Source organism: Bradyrhizobium sp. 1(2017) (genome assembly GCF_011602485.2).
Classification (GTDB): domain Bacteria; phylum Pseudomonadota; class Alphaproteobacteria; order Rhizobiales; family Xanthobacteraceae; genus Bradyrhizobium.
Genome location: NZ_CP050022.2, coordinates 4793169 through 4813143, shown reverse-complemented (window position 1 = coordinate 4813143; position 19975 = coordinate 4793169). Strand labels below are relative to the sequence as shown.

The 19975-nt window shown below is 62.1% G+C and carries 18 protein-coding genes and 1 pseudogene; 9 read left to right on the top strand and 10 right to left on the bottom strand.

From position 1 onward, the window contains the following. The first annotated feature begins 121 nt into the window (after window positions 1–121). Both HAP40_RS22780 and HAP40_RS22775 read left to right on the top strand, forming a co-directional pair. On the top strand, window positions 122–487 hold the full coding sequence (locus tag HAP40_RS22780; RefSeq protein ID WP_008566616.1) for a response regulator: 366 nt from the start codon (window positions 122–124) through the stop codon (window positions 485–487). Window positions 488–501: 14 nt separating this feature from the next. Further along, entirely contained in the window at window positions 502–1875 is a 1374-nt protein-coding gene (locus HAP40_RS22775) for a PleD family two-component system response regulator (RefSeq protein ID WP_166815615.1), read from the top strand. 339 nt (window positions 1876–2214) lie between these two features. Here the strand turns inward: HAP40_RS22775 and HAP40_RS22770 are convergent, their stop codons facing one another. Continuing rightward, on the bottom strand, window positions 2215–2820 hold the full coding sequence (locus tag HAP40_RS22770) for a TetR/AcrR family transcriptional regulator (RefSeq protein WP_166815616.1): 606 nt from the start codon (window positions 2818–2820) through the stop codon (window positions 2215–2217). Window positions 2821–2949: 129 nt separating this feature from the next. Between HAP40_RS22770 and HAP40_RS22765 the strand changes: the two genes are divergently transcribed. After that, window positions 2950–4182 (top strand): MFS transporter, encoded by a 1233-nt coding sequence (locus HAP40_RS22765; RefSeq protein WP_166815617.1) that lies wholly within the window; start codon window positions 2950–2952, stop codon window positions 4180–4182. Between the two features lie 74 nt (window positions 4183–4256). Here HAP40_RS22765 and HAP40_RS37365 read toward each other — a convergent pair whose 3' ends face one another. The 4 genes from HAP40_RS37365 to HAP40_RS22750 all read right to left on the bottom strand — a co-directional run bounded on the left by HAP40_RS37365 (window position 4257) and on the right by HAP40_RS22750 (window position 7499). Further along, complete coding sequence (locus HAP40_RS37365; protein WP_414645406.1) at window positions 4257–4793, bottom strand: DUF2254 family protein; 537 nt, start codon at window positions 4791–4793, stop codon at window positions 4257–4259. Window positions 4794–5132: 339 nt separating this feature from the next. After that, window positions 5133–5927: a hypothetical protein gene (locus HAP40_RS22760; RefSeq protein ID WP_166815618.1), complete on the bottom strand. Its 795-nt coding sequence runs from the start codon at window positions 5925–5927 to the stop codon at window positions 5133–5135. Window positions 5928–6476: 549 nt separating this feature from the next. Continuing rightward, on the bottom strand, window positions 6477–6944 hold the full coding sequence (locus HAP40_RS22755) for a YidB family protein (protein WP_166819399.1): 468 nt from the start codon (window positions 6942–6944) through the stop codon (window positions 6477–6479). 60 nt (window positions 6945–7004) lie between these two features. Further along, a complete protein-coding gene (locus tag HAP40_RS22750) occupies window positions 7005–7499 on the bottom strand; it encodes a hypothetical protein (protein WP_166815619.1) in 495 nt (164 codons plus the stop codon). Between the two features lie 1380 nt (window positions 7500–8879). On the opposite strand from HAP40_RS22750, the gene HAP40_RS22745 reads away from it, so the two are divergent. The 6 genes and pseudogenes from HAP40_RS22745 (at window position 8880) to HAP40_RS22725 (ending at window position 14124) form a co-directional block, all read left to right on the top strand. Further along, window positions 8880–9968, top strand: coding sequence for a helix-turn-helix transcriptional regulator (locus HAP40_RS22745; RefSeq protein ID WP_166815621.1), 1089 nt, complete (start codon window positions 8880–8882; stop codon window positions 9966–9968). 198 nt (window positions 9969–10166) lie between these two features. Continuing rightward, window positions 10167–11075, top strand: coding sequence for a DUF1127 domain-containing protein (locus HAP40_RS22740; protein ID WP_334270708.1), 909 nt, complete (start codon window positions 10167–10169; stop codon window positions 11073–11075). A 169-nt stretch (window positions 11076–11244) separates the two neighbouring features. Continuing rightward, window positions 11245–12144: an alpha/beta fold hydrolase gene (locus HAP40_RS22735; protein WP_166815622.1), complete on the top strand. Its 900-nt coding sequence runs from the start codon at window positions 11245–11247 to the stop codon at window positions 12142–12144. A gap of 8 nt (window positions 12145–12152) precedes the next feature. Next, window positions 12153–12289: pseudogene (locus HAP40_RS37360) on the top strand (MFS transporter); the annotation flags it as partial. Between the two features lie 264 nt (window positions 12290–12553). Next, window positions 12554–12967, top strand: a complete 414-nt coding sequence (locus tag HAP40_RS22730; protein WP_246741331.1) for a winged helix-turn-helix domain-containing protein — start codon at window positions 12554–12556, stop codon at window positions 12965–12967. Between the two features lie 35 nt (window positions 12968–13002). Continuing rightward, window positions 13003–14124: a tetratricopeptide repeat protein gene (locus HAP40_RS22725; protein ID WP_246741332.1), complete on the top strand. Its 1122-nt coding sequence runs from the start codon at window positions 13003–13005 to the stop codon at window positions 14122–14124. 89 nt (window positions 14125–14213) lie between these two features. Here the strand turns inward: HAP40_RS22725 and HAP40_RS22720 are convergent, their stop codons facing one another. From HAP40_RS22720 to HAP40_RS22700, 5 genes are all read right to left on the bottom strand, one after another. Next, on the bottom strand, window positions 14214–15410 hold the full coding sequence (locus HAP40_RS22720; RefSeq protein ID WP_166815623.1) for an MFS transporter: 1197 nt from the start codon (window positions 15408–15410) through the stop codon (window positions 14214–14216). Window positions 15411–15560: 150 nt separating this feature from the next. Beyond that, entirely contained in the window at window positions 15561–16799 is a 1239-nt protein-coding gene (locus tag HAP40_RS22715) for an acyltransferase family protein (RefSeq protein ID WP_166815624.1), read from the bottom strand. A gap of 550 nt (window positions 16800–17349) precedes the next feature. Next, window positions 17350–17517 (bottom strand): 50S ribosomal protein L33, encoded by a 168-nt coding sequence (rpmG, locus tag HAP40_RS22710; protein ID WP_007603295.1) that lies wholly within the window; start codon window positions 17515–17517, stop codon window positions 17350–17352. A gap of 124 nt (window positions 17518–17641) precedes the next feature. Next, window positions 17642–18967, bottom strand: coding sequence for an LLM class flavin-dependent oxidoreductase (locus HAP40_RS22705; protein WP_166815625.1), 1326 nt, complete (start codon window positions 18965–18967; stop codon window positions 17642–17644). Between the two features lie 253 nt (window positions 18968–19220). Continuing rightward, window positions 19221–19970 carry an NUDIX hydrolase gene (locus HAP40_RS22700; RefSeq protein ID WP_166815626.1) on the bottom strand — a complete coding sequence of 250 codons (750 nt, stop codon included), beginning with the start codon at window positions 19968–19970 and terminating at the stop codon, window positions 19221–19223. Window positions 19971–19975 lie beyond the last annotated feature (5 nt).

Sequence of the window (19975 nt, the reverse complement as noted above, 5' to 3'; positions counted from 1 at the left end):
CCCTCGGGTTTAACGAAACTCAAGCGAATCTGCGGCTAGTTTGAATCCAGTTTTCGAAACGCCGGCAAGCGGCGTCTGAGGCGTCACATGTATCGGTCTGCGGACCAATCAGGAGGGCGGGATGGCTAAGACCGTCCTGATCGTGGAAGACAACGAGCTCAACATGAAGCTCTTCCGCGACCTGTTGGAGGCGCACGGTTACCAGACCTCGGGCACCAGCAACGGCTACGAGGCGCTCGACCTCGTGCGCAAGATGCGGCCCGACCTCGTGCTGATGGACATCCAGCTGCCGCAGGTCTCGGGGCTCGAGGTGACGCGCTGGATCAAGGACGATCCGGAGCTGCGTGCCATTCCCGTCGTCGCGGTCACGGCGTTCGCGATGAAGGGCGACGAAGAGCGCATCCGCGAGGGCGGCTGCGAGGCTTATTTGTCCAAGCCGATCTCGGTCGGCAAGTTCATTGAGACGGTCCGGCGTTTTATCGGATAGGAAGTGAGTTCACAGTGTCCGCGCGTATCCTGGTTGTCGATGACGTTCCCGCCAACGTCAAACTCCTCGAAGCCCGCCTGTCCGCCGAATATTTCGACGTGATGACCGCCGCGAACGGCACCGAGGCGCTGGCAATCAGCCGGCGCGCCGAATGCGACATCATCCTGCTCGACGTGATGATGCCTGACATGGACGGCTTCGAGGTCTGCCGCCGTCTCAAGACCGATCCGGCGACGCACCACATCCCGGTCGTGATGGTCACCGCGCTCGACAGCCCGTCCGACCGCAACCGCGGGCTGGAAGCCGGCGCCGACGATTTCCTGACCAAGCCCGTCTCCGACGTCGTGCTGATCGCGCGCGTGCGCTCGCTGACGCGGCTGAAGATGATGACCGACGAGCTGCGCATGCGCGCCATCACTTCGCTCGAGATCGGCATGCAGGCGCCCGAGCGCAGCGCGGTGGCCGACACGGGCAAGGGCGGCCGCATCCTGCTGGTCGACGACCGCGAGTCCTCCTATGAGCGGCTGGCGACGATCCTCGCCGCCGAGCACACCATCGACGTCGAGCCGAACCCGACGGAGGCGCTGTTTCACGCCGCCGAGGGCAATTACGACCTCCTGATCGTCTCGCTCGACCTCAACAATTTCGACGGCCTGCGGCTCTGCAGCCAGGCGCGCTCGCTGGAGCGCACGCGCCATGTGCCGATCCTGGCGATCGCCGACCCCGAGAATTCGACGCGGCTGCTGCGCGGCCTCGAGATCGGCGTCAACGACTATCTCTTGCGTCCCATCGACAAGACCGAGCTCCTGGCGCGTGCCCGCACCCAGATCCGCCGCCGCCGCTACACCGATCATCTGCGCGACAATGTGCAGAACTCGATCGAGATGGCGATCACCGACGCGCTGACCGGCCTGCACAATCGCCGCTACATGGAGAGCCATCTGGCAACGCTCGCCGAGCAGGCCGCAACGCGCGGCAAGCCGCTGGCGCTGATGATCCTGGACATCGACTACTTCAAGTCGATCAACGACAATTACGGTCACGACGCCGGCGACGACGTGCTGCGCGAGTTCGCGGTGCGCGTGCGCAAGTCGATCCGGGGCATTGATCTGGCCTGCCGCTATGGCGGCGAGGAGTTCGTCATCGTGATGCCGGAGACCGATCTGCACGTCGCCGGCATGGTCGCCGAGCGCCTGCGCCGCTCGATCGCGGGCGAGCCCTTTGCGATCCACAAAGGGGCGAAGCGCATCGAGGTCACGATCTCGATCGGGCTGACCACGCTGGAGCAGAAGGGCGAGGCGGTTGCCGACGTTCTCAAGCGTGCCGACACCGCGCTGTATCGTGCCAAGCACGACGGCCGCAATCGCGTGGTGTCGCAGGCGGCGTGAGGCTGCTGCGACACATAAGTCGCGAAACAACCCCATGCACAGTAGACGGCGCGAGCCGGATCAATGGCTTACGCGGGTCAACGCAACGGCTGACGTTGACGTCAGGTCCGTTTGACACGTCGGGCAAAACACTGGCATTCTGCTGTCGTTGGTTTTGCGTATGGCGGACAGTGTCGCCTCACATGCGATGTCGTCCCGGCGGAGGCCGGGACCCATAACCCCAGGGCGGGGTTGTGGCGCGAGCAGCTAACCACAAGTCTTCGCCAAACGTCTCCCTGTGGTTATGGGTCCTGGATCTGCGCTCCGCTTCGCTGCGCTTGTCCGGGACGACAGTGGTTATTATGGCGCGGGTTTGCCTCGTTTCACGATCGGCGCCCCATTATCCTCCACATCCACCCCCGCATTCCGCAGCAGCACCTTTGCCGCTTCCTTCGCGGCCCTTGCCATCGCGGGATCGTCGCGCACGAGGTCCTGTGCGATCGAGCCGTCGACCAGCAGCACGAGCTGCGTCGCAAGCGCCTCCGCATCCGCAACGCCGAGCTCGGTCAGCCGGTCGCGAAACCACACGCGCCGGCTTTCCTTGAAGGCGATGGCGATCTTCTTCACCGCGCGGTCGGCAGGCCCGAGCTCGGCGACCGCGTTCACGAACGGGCAGCCGCGGAAATCCCTGGCCGCAAACCGCCGCTCCAGCGAATCGAAGGTGGCGAGAATCTGCTCCGCCGGCGGCTTGTCCGAGGGGCGCTGAGATACGAAGCGGCGCTCGAGATAGGCCGCGATCAGCGCGTCCTTGGACGGGAAGTGGTTGTAGAGCGTGCGCTTGGAGATGCCGATCTCGGCTGCGATGGTGTCGACGCCGATGGCGCGAATGCCCTGCAGATAGAACAGCTTGTCGGCGGTCTCGAGGATCCGCTCCTTCATCGTCTGTGGTTTGGGCGGGGGAGCCATGCGGCGGCAAACGTCCTGTTCGCTTGACAGCGTACACCTTTCATAGCCTAAGTGCACAGGTCTGTGTAACCAAAATCATCGAGCATTGCAGACGCCGGTGCGCGCGCCGCGCCGACGAGGGAGAAAAACATGCCCCTGTTGCAGGTCCTGCGTCCGACCTTGCCCATCCTGATCGGCGCCTCGATCATGCTGACCTTGAGCATGGGGCTGCGGCAGAGCCTGGGCATCTTCATGCAGCCGTTGACGCATGGCATCCACATCTCGGTGTCGGATTTCACACTGGCGCTGGCGGTCCAGAACCTAGCCTGGGGCTTTCTCCAGCCGCTCGCCGGCGCGATGACGGTGCGCTATGGCTTCCGTCCCATCATGATCGTGGGCTCGCTGATGTACATCGCGGGCCTCGCTCTGATGGCGACAGCCAATGGTCTGATCAGCGTGATGATCGGCGGCGGGGTGCTGATCGGCACGTCGCTGGCCTGCACCGCGGCGGCGATCGCGATGTCGGTGGCGGCGCGCGCAGTGCCCGAAACGGTGCGCTCGACCGTGCTCGGCATCGTCTCCGGCGCAGGCTCCCTCGGCGCGCTCCTCTCGGCGCCGATCGGGCAGATGCTCAACGAGGGCTTCGGCTGGCGCGTTGGTCTCGCCGGCTTCGTCATCATGTCGGTGCTGATGATCCCGGCCGCGTGGTATGCGGGGCGCATCGACCAGGTCCCGTTGCCCAAGCCGGCCGCCGACGAGATCGACGATGCCACGGCTGCGACCGCGGCGAAGGCCGCGTTCGGCAATGCCTCCTTCGTGGTGATGACCTGCGCCTATCTCGTCTGCGGCATGCAGCTGGTGTTCCTTACCACGCATCTGCCGTCTTACCTCGCGATCTGCGGCCTCGATCCGATGCTCAGCGCGCAGACGCTCGGCATGATCGGCGGCTTCAACGTGCTCGGCTCGCTGTTCTTCGGCTGGGCCGGCCAGCGCTGGAACAAGCTGGCGCTCCTCGGCGGCATCTACATCCTGCGCTCGCTCGCGCTCGCCTGGTATTTCATGCTGCCGGCGACGCCGTTCTCGACGCTGCTGTTCGGCGCCATCATGGGCTTCCTCTGGATGGGCGTCGGCCCGCTGGTCGCAGGCGCCGTCGCCGAGATGTTCGGCCTGCGCTGGCAGGCGATGATCCAGGGCCTCGCCTTCATGAGCCACCAGATCGGCAGCTTCCTCGGCGCGTACGGAGGAGGGGTGCTGTACGATGCGCTCGGCTCCTACACCATGGCCTGGCGCATCGGCGTGGCGCTGGGCCTTGCCGGCGGGATCGTGCAGGTGGCGTTCGCGCTGATCCGGCCGTCGCAGCCGCCCGTGCTGCGGACGGCGTAGGCGGGGCGTGTGATCGTGAGCAGCTTAGGGAAGTTGCAGCGGACGCCGCGGTGCTGGGTAGTGATCGGCTGCTTCTAACCCCAAAGGAACATTCGCCAATTGCCGGTGCAGCAGCCCGGTCGGGTCGGCCGAAAAGCAACCTCGGTAGGAACGTGCGACCTCGCAGGCGTATCGGCCGGTGGATGAGTGGCGACCCGAAGGTAAGCTTGGCCCGCCTCACACCGCAGTGGTTTGATTGCTGCCAGGATCAAGCCGGCGTGACAATCCAAGTCCCTGCCGGTCTTCTTGCATGGCTTTCTATTTGTCTTCGGTATCAAACTGCGAATGATCGATACCCAGATCGAGTTGCTCGAGAGATAGCGACGCGTTGCGCCGGTACGGGCGGCAGTCGGCGAGATGTCAGCCAGCCCCGAGAGCGCCGACCGCAATCGACGGACCACCTGAATCGAATTCCCTCCAAATTGCCGAATCTCATCGAAGGCGAGCGACAGGTAGTCTTCCCACGACGGCAACAACAGGATGACCCGCAACTCACCCCGTGAGTCTCTTATGTGCGCCGTATCCAGGTCCTTTCGGATCAGTCGGCGCAGCATGTCTTCGATCTGATCGATTGCCTGGACCGCAGTCGTTGGGTCGTTGATGGCTGGTGAGAGCGCCCTAATGGCAATGACCGTCGGGAAGTTGCCGCCAGTTCTCGAGGATCGAAATCAAACCATTCCTGCAAGGCTGGTGATTATCTCGCAGGCTTTGCGGCGGGCGGCGTCCAAGGGAAGCGCGACGACTTGCGGCTCCAGATCAGCCAACTCGGTTGCCAGATCCCTTGGACGCGTGCGCATATCTGCGTCCCTTCGGAAATTGAGCCAGACGACCTCAGCGGCCAGAAAGGCACGACGGCTCGCGGCAACTATTGATCTGCATCAACCTTGGCCGGGCGCCCGGTCGCACCGTGGTCAAGACTGCTGACGTGTTCGCCCACTTTGGCTGAGCGCTATCTCGTCACGGCCGAACTGCGGCGTTCGCGCGAGACGCTCAATGACCTCAACAAGAGCGTGATGCGCAGGGCTATCGGGATCGCGAAATTCGGCCAGATCATGTTCGTCCGCGAGCCGGTGCAAGCGCATCAACTCCCGAGCGCGTTGCCGCCTGTTCAATTGCAACTCAGATGGTCTGTATGTGAAGAACAGCCGCCACATTTCCGGCGAGCCGAAGAGATTGCTGAACTCCGACACCGTCGTGTAGATCAGAAAGAGCACAAGTATCCAGAGCGAAATTGCGGTGAAGCGCTGCCAGGAGAAGTCCGAAATCAGATGGGTCGGAAAATCACCCGGCCAATTCCCGTCAATGACCGAGAAATGCATGAATCGCTCGGCTAGCCGCGTAATGACCGTCGCGACCCAATAGACGGCCGTCTTGAACAGGATCGGTTGGATGAGAGGGGCCCGGTCGAAGATCTTGAGGAAGGGCATCGAGTTCGCAGTGATCACGGCTTTGCCGACGACAAGCGCCGCCACCGTGGCAAGCATAAAGCTGCTGACGGCGACGGCATAGCTGGCGACGAGGAGGTTCGTCGTCAGAACTATGAGGTTGAAACCGACGAAGAAGAATATCGTCGGCGGTAACGCCTGCCTTAGCTCGCCGGCAATTCGGGTACACCAGCGCCGCAGCAACTTGGAATTTGTATCCGTCCCTTGTGCCGAAACTTCCGCTTGCAGGCGGGCATCTTGCCGGAGAGGATCGCTCTTCATGGGTATGACCTGACGTTGTCGATGTCGCTGCCAAACCGGATACAAACATTCCGCAACGCGCGAGCGCGTACAAGCTCTATGTCGGCGTAGCGCCCGCCACGGGTGCTCCGGGGTTCACTTCCAGCTAAGCTCGGCAACGCATTCGGCTACGGAGCTCGAACTGTTGCCCACGCTGCTGCCCCACTCGCAGCTTTCGCGACGCCATTTGTCCATCGCGAGATCAACTTCCGTTCTCGCCGCCGCGTCGGACGACGCCGATGTGTTGCCGCCGAGCTCAATCGTTGATCGGCTTATGACTATGTTCCCAAACTTCGTGTTCTCGATGAGAGGTCGCAGTCTCCCTCCGTCAACTCCGCTCCGCGTCTGAACTTTGCCGGAACTGGACGGAGGGGGTCTCGCTGCTACGCCATCGTGAAGGCGATCTGCGAGCAATAGCCAAGCCCGGCCGCGCTCGAGACAATCGTGTCGTCGGTTGCGCAACATGTTTACGGCCTGATCGAGCCGGTGCCGGCCCAACCTGAGCTACGGCTTTTCTTGTTCCCGATCAGTTCAAGCGTCGCGCGGCGGTAGACGGCCGTCCGGCGTGTACTTGTCGATGGCGGTTGGCAGTTCTCGCGAAAGTCGAGCGAGAAGCTCTTCCTGCGAAAGTCCGGTCTTCTGCACGAGTGTCGCCAGAACATCCTGACCAATCGCTTGCTTGAGCTGAGGCGGCGCCAATTCCTTGTTGGGGCCGGGACCGACCCATGATTCGGCGGCCTCTCCTTGACCATTCTTCGTGAATTGTTCGAGCAATTCATTGAGACCGCCACCAAGCAGGCCTCCGACTCCTGCACCGCCCAGCATGCTGTTCAAGCTACTCAGCATATCGCCCTGCGGTTGTGACTGACCGCCGCTTGGAGCCTTGGAAAGCGACCCCGCAGCCTGGTTGAACATTTCTGCGAGCTTGTCCCGATTCTGGTAACCGGCAATGGCAAGCATCCCGAGGAGGGCAGTCATCGAGGGCATTCCACGGCTCATTTTCTCCTCCTTCATATGATGTGTTTCGCACTCTCAGGCCCAGGTCGCCCCAAGGCCTCATCAAACCCCGAGGGCGCCGGAAATTTCGGTCAAGGTCGCTTTCTCGGCGTCGCTCACCTGAACGCCGCCAAAGCCGAGCAGGCCACCCTCGCTGGCTGCTTCAGCAGTCGTTTGGCTGATCTGACGCAGCCAGCTCCTGAAAGCTGGAGCGTCGCCCGGCGCCTTCGCTTCCAAGATCGCGGAAACCCGGCGCAGAGCTTCGATCGATCGAGACTTGATGTCTGCAACCTGGCTATTGGCGAACTTCGCCTTGAGGCCATCGCGTGCAGCACTTCGAGCCTCGCTGGTTGAAAAGTCGGTCGCGACTGCCTTCACCAGGGGATTGGCACCCGGGTCGGCAATGGCTTTCGCGAGCGCGTTTCCGCTGGCAAATGATTCCTTCAGGAGACCCCAAAGACCACTCGGATCGGCCGCGGTGACAGCCATGCCGGCCATCATTGGGCTCTCAAGCAACAGCGTCCACTCTTCCTTTGTAAAGCTCGTTTTGTCTGCCACGATGCCCCTCCTGTGAGAGTGTGGTGCACGCTGATTGGCACCGGTATTGTCCCAACGTGCATTGCGTAATGCTGTCCTATTTCGGAAGGCAATCCACGCTATAGGCAATGATGACGTGCGTTGGATCTGCTTTTCCTATGCTCTTTAAGTCCTCCAGGCCACTTCTCAGCTTGGCTCCCGCCTCGCTCAAGCTGGCTTCGAGCGTTGCCTTGGCCTTCCGGCACCGTTCTTCGTTCGAGAACTCCTGAAACACGACGGTAGGGAGCAGCCTCCATTCCGCGCGGTCGCTCGTAGCGGCAGGGCTAACCGAGTAGGAGAAGACATACATCAGGACCCACATTCGTCCGCTCCGCTGCGGGAAGGGCAGGCAACCTGCACCTCTAGCGCATCCCTTCGACCAAGCCGGTTGGGCCTCCAACGACGGCATAAAATATTGGGCGGGCCGGTCTGGTTTGATCTGGATCAAGCACTCACCGCGCACTGGCCTACAATAAGAGATTGCGTAGCACCCACTGCGCGAAGTGCCCACATCCAAAGCCGCTGGCTTCCCCAAGGCCAGCGGCTTCCCGTGTGGCCGGTGCGCGGACAATTGACACGACGCGCTTCGGCTGGGGAGTGAGGGAGCAACTCGGGCCGCTGGGGGGCACCGGCCTCGCGCATCGGCTTTCGCGCCGGGGCGGCGGTTCAACTGCGTTTGGGCGATTGCCGCTCGAGCCGAAGTCGTTGCGCTCTCATCCTCTTGATTTCTGCGTCGAGCGCCTCGATTTTTTCGTCGCGTCGTTCGCCCTTTGATTTGGGCGTCTCCTTGCGGATCTTTTCCAGAGCCTTCTCAGGCGAGAGCTTGCTTGTATCAGACATGGGGGCATCCTCGCGTCTGCGGTGGCCAGCCTGCCGGGTAGCAGCGCGGTACCGTTGATTTAGCTCAAATTCTTCGGCCGGCCCATTTCCCCTTTGGACAATAGCGCGAGGAGGGCGTTCCGACCGAAAGTCGATCTGTAGTTTCGCAGGCGACGACGACCTCTCGCGAGCGACCGGAACGCCCCAAAGCGGTACCCACCCATGCGTATCCTGAAGCAGTCGCAGCGATTGAAGCGCTGCTTGGAGTACCACAAGCGCGTCGGCATCGAATTGCCCGGCTGGTGCAGGCAGGCGGGAAACGTCGGCTCGTCGTTCGAATCCGAGGTTGATCCTCTCGACTCGGCAGTCGTGCTGAGATGGATGAGTGGCGAACTGCGTCCACCTACGCTGGGAGCCACCAGACGGCGATCGTGCTCCGAGCAGGTGCCTGTCTCGATTCCGAAATAAACCGAGAGGGCCGAGTTGCAGGCCGGCTGGCCGCACAACCTGACCTGCGTTAGCATGCGCGAGGAGGGTATTGCGATGTCCCGCCTCGTCGACCGAATCTACGAATGCGCCTTTGTACCGGAGCTTTGGCCGGAGATTCTCGCGGAATTGGTGCAGATCGACGGCGCGCTGGCCGGCTGGTTATGTATCTCGAACGGAAGCGTCATCCGATGGTCTGCTTCGAGCCAGCAGGCGAGAGATGATTTGCGGCCATTGATGGAGAGCGGATGGGTTCCGCGATCGGAGCGTTTCAACCGCCTGCTGCGCGCGAAACAGACTGGCTTCATACCGGACAGCATTCTCTATACTCCCGAGGAGATGCGCAACGATCCGGCCTACAGGGACATGTTGTATCCCCGCGGTATGGGGTGGGCCTCGGCGACTGCGATCGCGCTGCCGACGGGTGATGACATGGTGATCGCGTTGGAGCGAGCATACGATCAAGGATCGGCGTCGCCCGCTGTGCTTGAACGCCTCAACGAGGTGCACTCTCATTTGGCCAGGGCCTCGTTGGTTGCGGCCCGCATGCAGTTGGAACGCGCCCGGGCCGCGACCCAGGCACTCGCTCTGCTCGGCATTCCTGCGCTCGTGTTCTCGGACAACGGGAAAATCCTGGCTGCAAATGCGTTGATCGAAGCTTTGAGTGGCTTCATCTCGTGGCGAGCGAAAGACCGCATTGCGTTGAAGGACGTGCGCGCCGACGCACTGTTGCGCGACGCCATAGCGACCGTGGATCGTGATGATGCCCCCAGTGTGCGCTCATTTCCCGTCCGCGACGTCGGCTCCACGATGATTGCGCACGTCGTGCCCATTCGCGGTTCGGCGCGTGACACCTTTTCCCGATGCGCAGCCATGTTGATGCTGACGCCCGTGACCAGGCCGGAGGCTCCGTCGGTCGACCTGATACGATCCCTTTTTGACTTGACCCCCACCGAAGCTCGCATCGCGCGCGGCCTCGCCGCCGGCCATACGGTCAAGGCCATAGCAACGGAGAGCGGCACATCCACGAATACCGTGCGTTGGCACGTTAAAATTGTACTGGGTAAAATTGGCTATAGCCGGCAATCTGACGTCGTGGCGTTGCTGAATGGACTTCGGCCGCCGGGCTGCGCGAACGATCCCTGACATCATCTAGGCCCCCGGAGCGGGGCGACCGGGCGGCTCCCGAGTGCTGTGGAGGGCCATTGGCGCCAATGTCCTCCGCGCTCTCGTAGGCAGCCGACCCAAAAATATTCGGGAAGCCCCCCAAAACGGATGGGGCGCCGCACGTCGACGCGCGTCCAGATAGCGGCCGGAGACATTGGCCGAGCCGGAGGCGCCACAATGAGCTCAATCCACCAAACCACTGCACGGGAATCCGTAAAGCGACAGGTCTACAGTCCTATCGAAACATACTGGGATGCATTTCAGGAGTGGCGCAAACGCGAGACGTCGCGAACTCAATTGTGCCGCCTGACCGAAAGGGAGCTCGCCGATATCGGCATCACGCGCGGTGAGATCGACTACGTTGCCTCGAAGCGAGGACTTGCAACGCCGCACCACGCGAGGGGATGGCACGCCGGCGCTCTCGTCATTCTGATGTTCTGCAACGCGTGCATCCTGGTCTTCGCGAGCGAAGCCGGAGCTCAATGCACGGCGAGAGATGTTCTGCAGGTTCGCCCGGTGCTCAAGGAGGCTGCCGGAGTTCGCAAGCCGCAGATTGTCACTGGATCCGCTGCCGATGTTCCGGTGTGGAGGAAGACGACGGTCGGGACGTTTCCAGATTCGGTCGCTCTTCGTAACGCGTTGAATGCGCGAGGGTGCGGTGTCGGAGACTTGGCCGGTGAAATCATGGCCCGACCAGCTTTTACCCTCAGCGCCACGAAAACTGACTTGGAGCTTGTCACGGTTTCGGCGGCCGAACTCGGTTTTCAGACCGAGATGGTGTCGCTCGGGCAAATACATGCGCGTGCCCAACAGCTGGGTTTTGGGCTTGCGCCAGCAGAGATTGCTCCGCAATTGAGGCTTCAATATCTGGATCAGCCGATCGGTGAATTTCTCATCATCGGAATGGACCCGATCAAGACATGGAAGGGCCAGCCCGTCATTCTGACCGTGGCCAATGGCGGAGCAGGACTCATTCTCATTGGCCAGGATGGTCGCGCCGACGTCGAGATGTTCGTTGGATCTCGTTTTGTATTTCTGCGGTCGAATGAAGCGGCACCTGCGGAGGCAACGCTCGTCCATCGCTGATTTCCAGGGCCCGCATGGCCTCGCCGGAAGGCGAAGGCCTTCGGAAGCCGCATAGATCAGTTGTACTGAGTAGGTCCGCTAAGCCCACGGTTTGCTGTTTGGTGCAAAGCAACATGCGGGGCCGACACTGCAGGGATATTCTGGTCTGCCTTGAGATCCAGGAGGTAACATGCACTTCGCAATCAAAGCCCTGTTACTCGGCCTCATTCTCTGTCCCTTGCATCTGGCGCCGGCTTTGGGGGCTGACGTCAAGCAGGTCAGTGTCAATGGCACGCAATTCGCCTATGTCGAAGCCGGACAAGGCGATCCCGCCGTTTTGGTGCACGGCGGACTTCAGGATTACCGTTTCTGGCTTCAGCATCTTGAGGTGCTCGCCAAGAACCACCGGGTCATCGTCTATAGCCGGCAGAATCATTTTCCGAATGCAACGAGCAAGGACGGCCTGCCTGACGGCGCAGCAGATGTCCATGGGGCGGATTTGGCCGCCATGCTAACCGAGCTTGGCGTGAAGCGCGCGCACATTGTCGCGCACTCCTCCGGGGCACATGCCGCGCTGTTCTTCGCCGCGAACCACCCGGAGATGGTGCGAACGCTCATCATCAACGAGCCTCCTGCCGCAGCGTTGCTCGCCGCGGCGCCCGGCGGTGCCGATATCTTGAAGCAATGGGGGGCCAGGTTTTCTCAAGCGCGGGCGGCGTTCCAGAAGGATGATATCGATGCAGGGCTGCGGCTCTTTGCAGAGGCGGTTGGGGGCCCCGGCACCTACGATCGGCGTTCCGAGAGCGAGCGCAAGATGATGTCGGATAACGCGTTGTCGGCCGTTGCGGATGCGACAACGACCCGCCCGCGTCCGGTGTTCACGTGCGATATGGCAAAGCGCATTTCGGCGCCGACGCTTGTGACGAATGGTGAGCGCAGCCCGGAATTCTTCCATCGCATCGTGGACGAACTGGAACGATGCCTGCCTCAACGAACCCGGATCATAATTCCCGGATCATCTCACACGGTTCCAGGAGAAGCTTCTCACGCTTATGACGAGGCTGTGCTTGCTTTCATCGCGAGGCACTAGCAAGCCGGGCGCTCTACGACGCGCTCGGCTCCCGCACCATGGCCTGGCGCATCGGCGTGGCGCTCGGACTTACCGCCGGCATCGTGCAAGTGACGTTCGCGCTGAGCCGCCCGTCGCAGCCACCGGCACGGTGCTGCGGACGGCGTGGGGGGCGTGTGATCGTGATCAGCTTAGGAAACCACAGCGGACGCCGCGCTGTTGGGGCGTGATCGACTGCTTCTGACCCATTTGGGACATCAACCGATTTGCTTCCTGAACCGCGGCTCATCCTCGGGTGCCTTGTTTCCATTCAGGCAAGCTGTCAAAATCAGGTCTAGCACGCTTGGTGTGCGGCTTACATTTTCCTTGCGTGCGGCTTATTCTCCAGTTTCCGGGCGTAGCCGGACGACGCCTAGAGGGATTTCGCGTCTTGCGCTATCTCTTCGAAGAGTACGAACTGGATACCGGCCGACGCGAGCTATACCGCGATTCAAGCGTCGTCGCCCTTACGCCTCAAGCCTTTGACTTGCTCGACTATCTAATCCGCAACCGCGAGCGAGTCGTTAGCAAAGACGAGCTCATTGCTGCCATTTGGAAGGGGCGGTGCGTATCGGAAGCCGCGCTGACAACCCGGCTGAATGCCGCTCGATCCGCAATCGGAGATTCCGGGGAGGACCAGCGTCTGATCAAGACGCTGCCGAGGAAGGGCTATCGCTTCATTGGTACGGTGCAGGAAACTCACGGCGCTTCCATGGCAGTAGCTGACAGCCAAAGGACGGCGCCCAAAAATGCCTCCAGCTTCCCGACAAGCCGTCGCTCGCCGTCCTTCCATTCACCAATCTGAGCTCGGATCCGGAGCAGGAGTATTTCGCCGACGGAATGGTCGAGGACATCATCACCGGCCTTTCGCGGTCCAAATCGCTGTTCGTCATCGCCCGACAATCGACTTTTACGTACAAAGGCAAGGCGATCGACATCAGGCAGGTCGGGGGCGAGCTAGGGGTTAGGTATGTACTCGAAGGCAGTGTGCGCAAATTTGGCGACCGGGTTCGAATTTCCGGGCAGTTGATTGAGGCCACGACAGGCGCCAATCTTTGGGCCGACCGCTTCGACAGCCAACTCAGCGACATCTTCGATCTGCAGGATCAAGTGACGAGTAGCGTGCTTGGCGCACTCTTCCCTCAATTGGAGCGAGCCGAGATTGAGCGCGCGCAACGCAAGCCAACCGAAAACCTTCACGCCTACGATTACTATCTTCGTGCGCTTTCAAGCTTCTATCAATTCACCCGCGAACAAAACATTGAAGCTCTCAGCCTCACTCGGCATGCGGTCGAGATTGATCCTGGATTGGCCGCGGCATACGCCCTGGGCGCCTATTGCTATGTGCAACGAAAGATCTTTGGTTGGACAACTGATGCGGATCAGGATCTGAACGACACCCGGCGGCTAGCAAGGCGAGCGATTGAGCTTGGTGGGGACGATCCAACTGTACTCGTCAGGGCCGGCCAGGCTATGGCCGCCGTATTATACGAGCTGGACGATGGCGCGGCCCTCGTCTCGCGAGCGCTCGAACTCAACCCAAATCTGGCTATCGCACGGTATACCGTTGGCTGGGAACACATACGCCGGGGCGACATAGATGCGGGTCTCAGGGAATTCTATGCCGGGGAACGTTTAAGCCCGATGGATCCGTTCCTTTTTTTCATGCAGACCGGAATAGCCTCCGCTCACTTCTTGATAGGTCGATACGAGGAAGGGTCATTATGGGCCAAGTTGGCTGTGCTGAACCGGCCCAACTATCTCAACGCACAATTTATTCTGGCGGCATGCCAGGCGATGTCTGGACGGATTGAAGAAGCGCGGATGTTCGGTGCACGCTTGATGGAAGCGAGGCCGGCTCTGCGAGCATCTACAATCGCTCACAAGTTCGCTAGAATTTACAGGCCCGAGCACCTCGAAATGATAGGGCGAGCTTGCCACATCATGGGTGTGCCTCCGTAATCGAGAGCGGCTGTTATGGTCGCAATCGAGCTCGGGCTTGTCGTACGAGATCTGCTGGCGGCGCAGCACCAGCTTTGATCCTGCGATCTTCAAATCTCCTTCCACCAGCGCCACGTCGTCGCCATGGCCAGCAAACCGAGCGTGCCTGTCAGGGCGGTGGCGCTGTGGGACCCGATGCGGTCGGCGAGCCAGCCCAGCCAGAGAAAGCCGATCGGACCGATGCCGATGCAGACGGTGAGGACGCCGAGTATGCGCGAGCGCATCTCAGGCGGCGAAGCAAGATAGACCAGCGTGGCCTGCATCGTTCCAAAGCCGGCGCCACCGACGCCGGTCAGGAGCAATGCCGCGCCAGCCAGCACCGGGTTTTGTGCCAGCGCGAAAATCACGACCGTGAGCATGTAGCAGAGGACGCCGCCAACAAAGGCCCGGCCGTACCATCTTGGCGTGAGCCACAGCGCCAGCACGAGCGCTCCCACGAAAGCGCCGATCCCGTCCATGGTCGCCAATAGGCCAACGCCCTCCGGGCCCAGATGCAGACGGTCGCGCCCGATGACCGGGATCATGCTGGTGAACGGCCAGGCAAAGACATTGTAAATCACCGTCACGATCAGCACGCCGCGGATTCGTTTGTCGCTGCGCGCCAAAGCGAGACCCGCGGCGATGCGCGCCAGCACCGGCCCGGGCTCCGCAGCGTGAGCGGCACGCGCGCGAACCGTCAGAACGGCCCACAGCGCCGCGCAATACATCAGCGTGCTCAGGATCAGGACGCCCTCAAGACCCGCTCCGGCGAGCAGGATCCCGCCGATCACGGGGCCGACCATCCGGCTTGCATTGTTGGCGCCGACGTCCAGCGACATCGCTAGGCTCATCTTCTCGCGGCCGACGACCTCGCCGATCATCACGCGTCGCACCGGGTTGTCGGTGCACCAGCCGCAGCCGTTGATGAAACTGGCGAACGCGAGATGCCAGATCTCGAGCTGTCCGGTCTTGTCCAGAATGGCGAGGACGGCCGAGGTGGCGGCCATCAGCAGCACCACGACGACGAGCATTCGGCTGCGATCCAGCCGTTCCGCGAGCGCGCCGAGAAACACCCCGAACAACCCCATCGGAAGCAGGCGGAGCATGGTCATCATTGCGACGAGAAACGCCGACTCGGTGCGCTGGTAGACGACAATGCCGACCGCGACGGTTTCCACCCAGCGTACGGTGGCGATGATCAGGCCAACCCACCACAAACGCCAGAAGTCCGGCGCATCGATGATCCGCCGGAACGGCAATTTGCTCACGGGATCTCTTCCTCGGGGGCTCTCCTGGCCCCTTGCGCTTCCACTATGGGAAGCTCGCCGCACGAAACAAGCACTTTTCAACAAGCGATGAAAGTTTGGGAGTGGGATTCGGCTGGATTCGTGGGGACGTTGCGGGAAAGCAGACGCTCGTCAGGGCTGGGACGTCGCGACCTTCACTTTGACCGGAACCGGCAGGCGCAGTCCCCGGGACAGCGCGGGACGGCGCGACGCCGGTTGTCTCCGCGGCAGCTTTCCGAAGTGCGAGAGGGCTTGCATCAGCGCGGACCTGACGGCTGGCTCGATCTTGACGCAAATGAACCAGCAGACCAGGACGAGCAGGCCCAGCGCGATCCATAGCGCCGAGGTGGCATCGAGACCGGAATCGACCAGCGCACGAATGATCGCAGCGCCGATCACGTTGTGGGTGAGATAGAGCGGATAGGTGATCAGCCCAAGCGTTCTCAAATAAGCGGGTGCTTCAACAGGGGCGATGTCCGCGGACTGCCTGTTGCACTTTGCGGCAAGAGCAATGAGCAGCACCGCGGCTGCCCAGACCGCGACCGGCACAAGGGCCGATTGATCCGCGATCGCGGGCACCGACGTCAAAAGGAAAGAGGCGAAGAAATAAATCTCGGCGGCGCCTGCAAGACAAGTCGCGGCGACGGCGATCTGCTCGAGCGCCGTCAATTCTCTGTTGGCGGAAATGAACAGCCAGATCCCGAGCGCAAAGAAGCAGCCATGGGTCAACAGGAACGCCGCGCAGGGCACCCGAAACATGAGAATGACGAGGTAGGGCAGGTCGGACGACGTCGTGCATGACAGCACTGCGAGCGCGGCCGCGTTGAAGATGGCGCTGTAGATGGTCAGGCCGAAGGCCAGATGCCGCAGGGTGATCTTCTTCGTCAGCATCGCGCAAAACACGAGACCATAGAATGCGGTCTCGGCCGCCAGCGTCCAGTAGACCTCGTCAAGCCATTGACCCGTGACGCCCTTGGGCACCATCAGCATGGCGTGGATGTAGGGCAGGATGGTTTCGGATGCGGGTCCGCTCCCGAAGAGAAGCAGGACGAGGAAGGTCGCGGTGGCGCAAACCCAGACCGCCGGATAGAGCCTGAGCGCGCGGCCGACAAGAAACGCGCCCGGCGAGGTTTGGCTCGCGGAATTTGCAATGACGAAGCCGGAGATGACGAAGAAGATCTCGACGCCGACCCAGCCGAACCATGCATAGGGCGCCGCGGACGGATAGAGGACGTCAGCGGCGACGTGGCGCTCGAAGCCCGGCACGCCGATCGAAACCCAGGCCCAGGACCAGAACATCTGGTGAAAAATGGCAACGCCGAGCGCGGCGCCGAAGCGCAGCGGATCCAGCAGGGGCAAATGGCTCTTCACGGCAATGGACCAGATTCATGCAACGATCCCGCTGGGGATATTGAATCCGGTCAGGGCGCTCTGCGAGGTGGGTCACACTCGCTCCGCCCCTCCGGGCCGCGGCTGATTCAGCGTTTGCGCCCCGGACGCAGCGCCGCGTCACCCCGGCGATGCGAAGCATCGTCCGGTGCAACGGTGCGTGCAGAGCCGGTGCCCAAGTGTCTGCAGAGTGCTGTGTGGCTTTCTGGGTCCCGGCTCTGCGGAGCAGCGCTACGCGCTGCGCCGCGTCCGGGACAGGAGAGTGGAAGCGAGGCAATCCAGGGGTGTTGGAGTGGCGCGTCAACCTCGGTCGCGTGCCCCGGACGCAGCGCAGCGCTTCTTCAGCGGTGCGCTGCAGAGCCGGGGCCTATGTTTTTGCGGCGTGCTGTATGGCTTTCCGGGTCGCGGTCCTACGCGGCAGCGCTTCACGCTGCGGCGTGTCCGGGACATGAGAGAATAGCCAAAATAAAAACGGGGCCCGAAAGGGCCCCGCAAAATTCTTCGACGCTCAAGCCGATCTTGCTTGATCTTCTTACTTGATCTTGGCTTCGCGGAATTCGACGTGCTTGCGCGCGACCGGATCGTACTTCTTCTTGACCAGCTTGTCGGTCATGGTGCGCGAATTCTTCTTGGCGACGTAGTAGAAGCCGGTGTCGGCCGAGGACACGAGCTTGACCTTGATGGTGACCGCTTTGGCCATGTTCTGAACCTCAGAATATCGGGGAATCTGGAGCCGGCCAAACGGCCCGCGTTGGCCGGCAACCTAGCCAGAAACGGCTGGAAGTCAAGGTTTTACACTCGGAAAACCCCTCAAATCGGCCCGATCAGGCCTCGAAGAACCGGTTTTTCGGCCGCGGCAGGCCCAAATTCTCCCTCAAAGTGGGCCCTTCGTACTCTTTGCGGAAAATCCCGCGGCGCTGCAGTTCCGGGACGACCTTGTCGACGAAATCGTCGAGGCCGGCCGGCAGGAACGGGAACATGATGTTGAAGCCGTCGGAGCCGCGCCCGACCAGCCATTCCTCCATCTGATCGGCGATGGTTTTGGCGGTGCCGACGAAGGACAGGCCGCCATATCCGCCGACGCGCTGGGCGAGTTGGCGCACGGTGAGCTTCTCGCGCGCGGCGAGATCGACCATGCGCTGGCGTGCGCTCTTGCTGGCATTGGTCTCGGGGATGTCAGGGAGCGGGCCGTCGGGATCGAAACCGGAGGCGTCGGTGCCGAGGATAACCGAGAGCGAGGCGATGGCGCTGTCGTAATGCACGCGGCTGTCGAGCAGGGCACGTTTCTCCTTGGCCTCATCGACGCTGTCGCCGACCACGACGAAGGCGCCGGGAAGGATCTTGAGGTGCTCGGGGTCGCGGCCGACCTTCTCCATGCGGCCCTTGATGTCGGCGTAGAGTTTCTGCCCGTCGGCGAGGCTGCCGCCGCCGGTGAAGACGGCTTCGGCGGTCTCGGCGGCGAGCTGCTTGCCGTCCTCGGAGGCGCCGGCCTGCACGATGACAGGCCAGCCCTGCACGGGGCGGGCGATGTTGAGAGGACCGCGCACCTTCAGATATTTGCCGTTGTGGTCGAGCGTGTGCATCTTCGCGGGATCGAAGAACAGGCCGCTCTCGACATCGCGCACGAAGGCATCGTCGGCGAAGGAATCCCACAGGCCCGTGACGACGTCGTAGAACTCACGCGCGCGCTTGTAGCGCTCGGCATGCTCCATGTGATCGTCGAGGCCGAAATTCAGCGCCGCATCGGGATTCGAGGTGGTGACGACGTTCCAGCCCGCACGGCCGCCGCTGAGATGGTCAAGCGAGGCGAAGCGGCGGGCGACGTGATAGGGCTCGTCGAACGTGGTCGAGCCGGTCGCGATCAGGCCGATGCGCTCAGTGACCGCCGAGAGTGCCGACAGCAGCGTGAACGGCTCGAACGAGGTCACGGTGTGGCTGCGCTTGAGCGCGTTGATCGGCATGTTGAGGACGGCGAGGTGGTCGGCCATGAAGAAGGCGTCGAACTTGCCGGCCTCGAGCTTCCGGATCAGCTGCTTGATGTGTGAGAAGTTGAAATTGGCGTCGGGCCAGGCCCCGGGATAGCGCCAGGCGCCGGTGTGGATGCTGATCGGGCGCATGAACGCGCCAAGCTTGAGTTGCCGTTGTGCCATCGCCCGGTGTCCGTTCTTGGTGACGCTCGGGAAGACATAGGCATGCCGGGGAACTCCGCCATTGGGGATGGCGGGAAGATTATTTTGTTTTTCACGACGCCCTCAGCACGTTCTCGTCGTTCCGGGGCGCCGCACGGCGGCGAGCCCGGAATCCATTGGGCCGCACAGACCGACGATGGATGGATTCTCAGATGCGCAATTGCGCATCATAGCTCGCGCTACGCGTGCCCCGGAATGACGAAAGGAGAGCTGCTTAGCTCAAAATATCCTTCTGCATCTTGCCGCCGTAGAAGTGGAAGAACGGCACCGGCGCATCGTGACGGATCGGGCCGGTGGCGAGGCGCGAGTCGAGCTCGTTGAGCACGTTGCGCGTCATCGGATGCAGATCTGCGAGGGGCTTTGAGCCGAGCTCGACCCAGACCAGCTCGACCAGCTCGGCATCGGCATGGATCACGCCGTCGACGCGATGGGTGATTGCGGAGGCATCCGCGGTGAAGAAGCGCGTGTCGAAGCGCTTGACGCGGCCGGGTGGGGTGATGGCGCGGGCGATCAGGAACAGGCTGGAGGGATCGGGCAGGAGGCCCGCATCCGCGAACGGCTTCCAGGGACCCTCGAGCTTTGCCTTGCCCTCGGCTTTGCGCCCGAGGCAGAGGCCGGTCTCCTCGCAGGCCTCGCGGATCGCGGCAATGGCGAGCGATTTCGCGCGCGAAGCCGGGGTCTTCGGGCTGCCCTTGGCGAGATTGGCTTCCAGCTCGGTGGTGATGGGCGCGGCGCACGGCACGCGGTAATCATCCTTGTCGACGCGGCCGCCGGGGAAGACGAACTTTCCGGGCATGAACACGACCTTGTCGTGGCGCTTGCCGACCAGCACCTTTGGGATGCTGCCGCTGCGATCGACGAGGATCAGTGTCGCGGCATCCTTCGGGCGGAAATAGGGATGATGGTCGGCTTCCTTGCCCTCGTGGATCTTGGCCTTTTCTGCTGCCTGCGAAGTATCCGTCATATCCT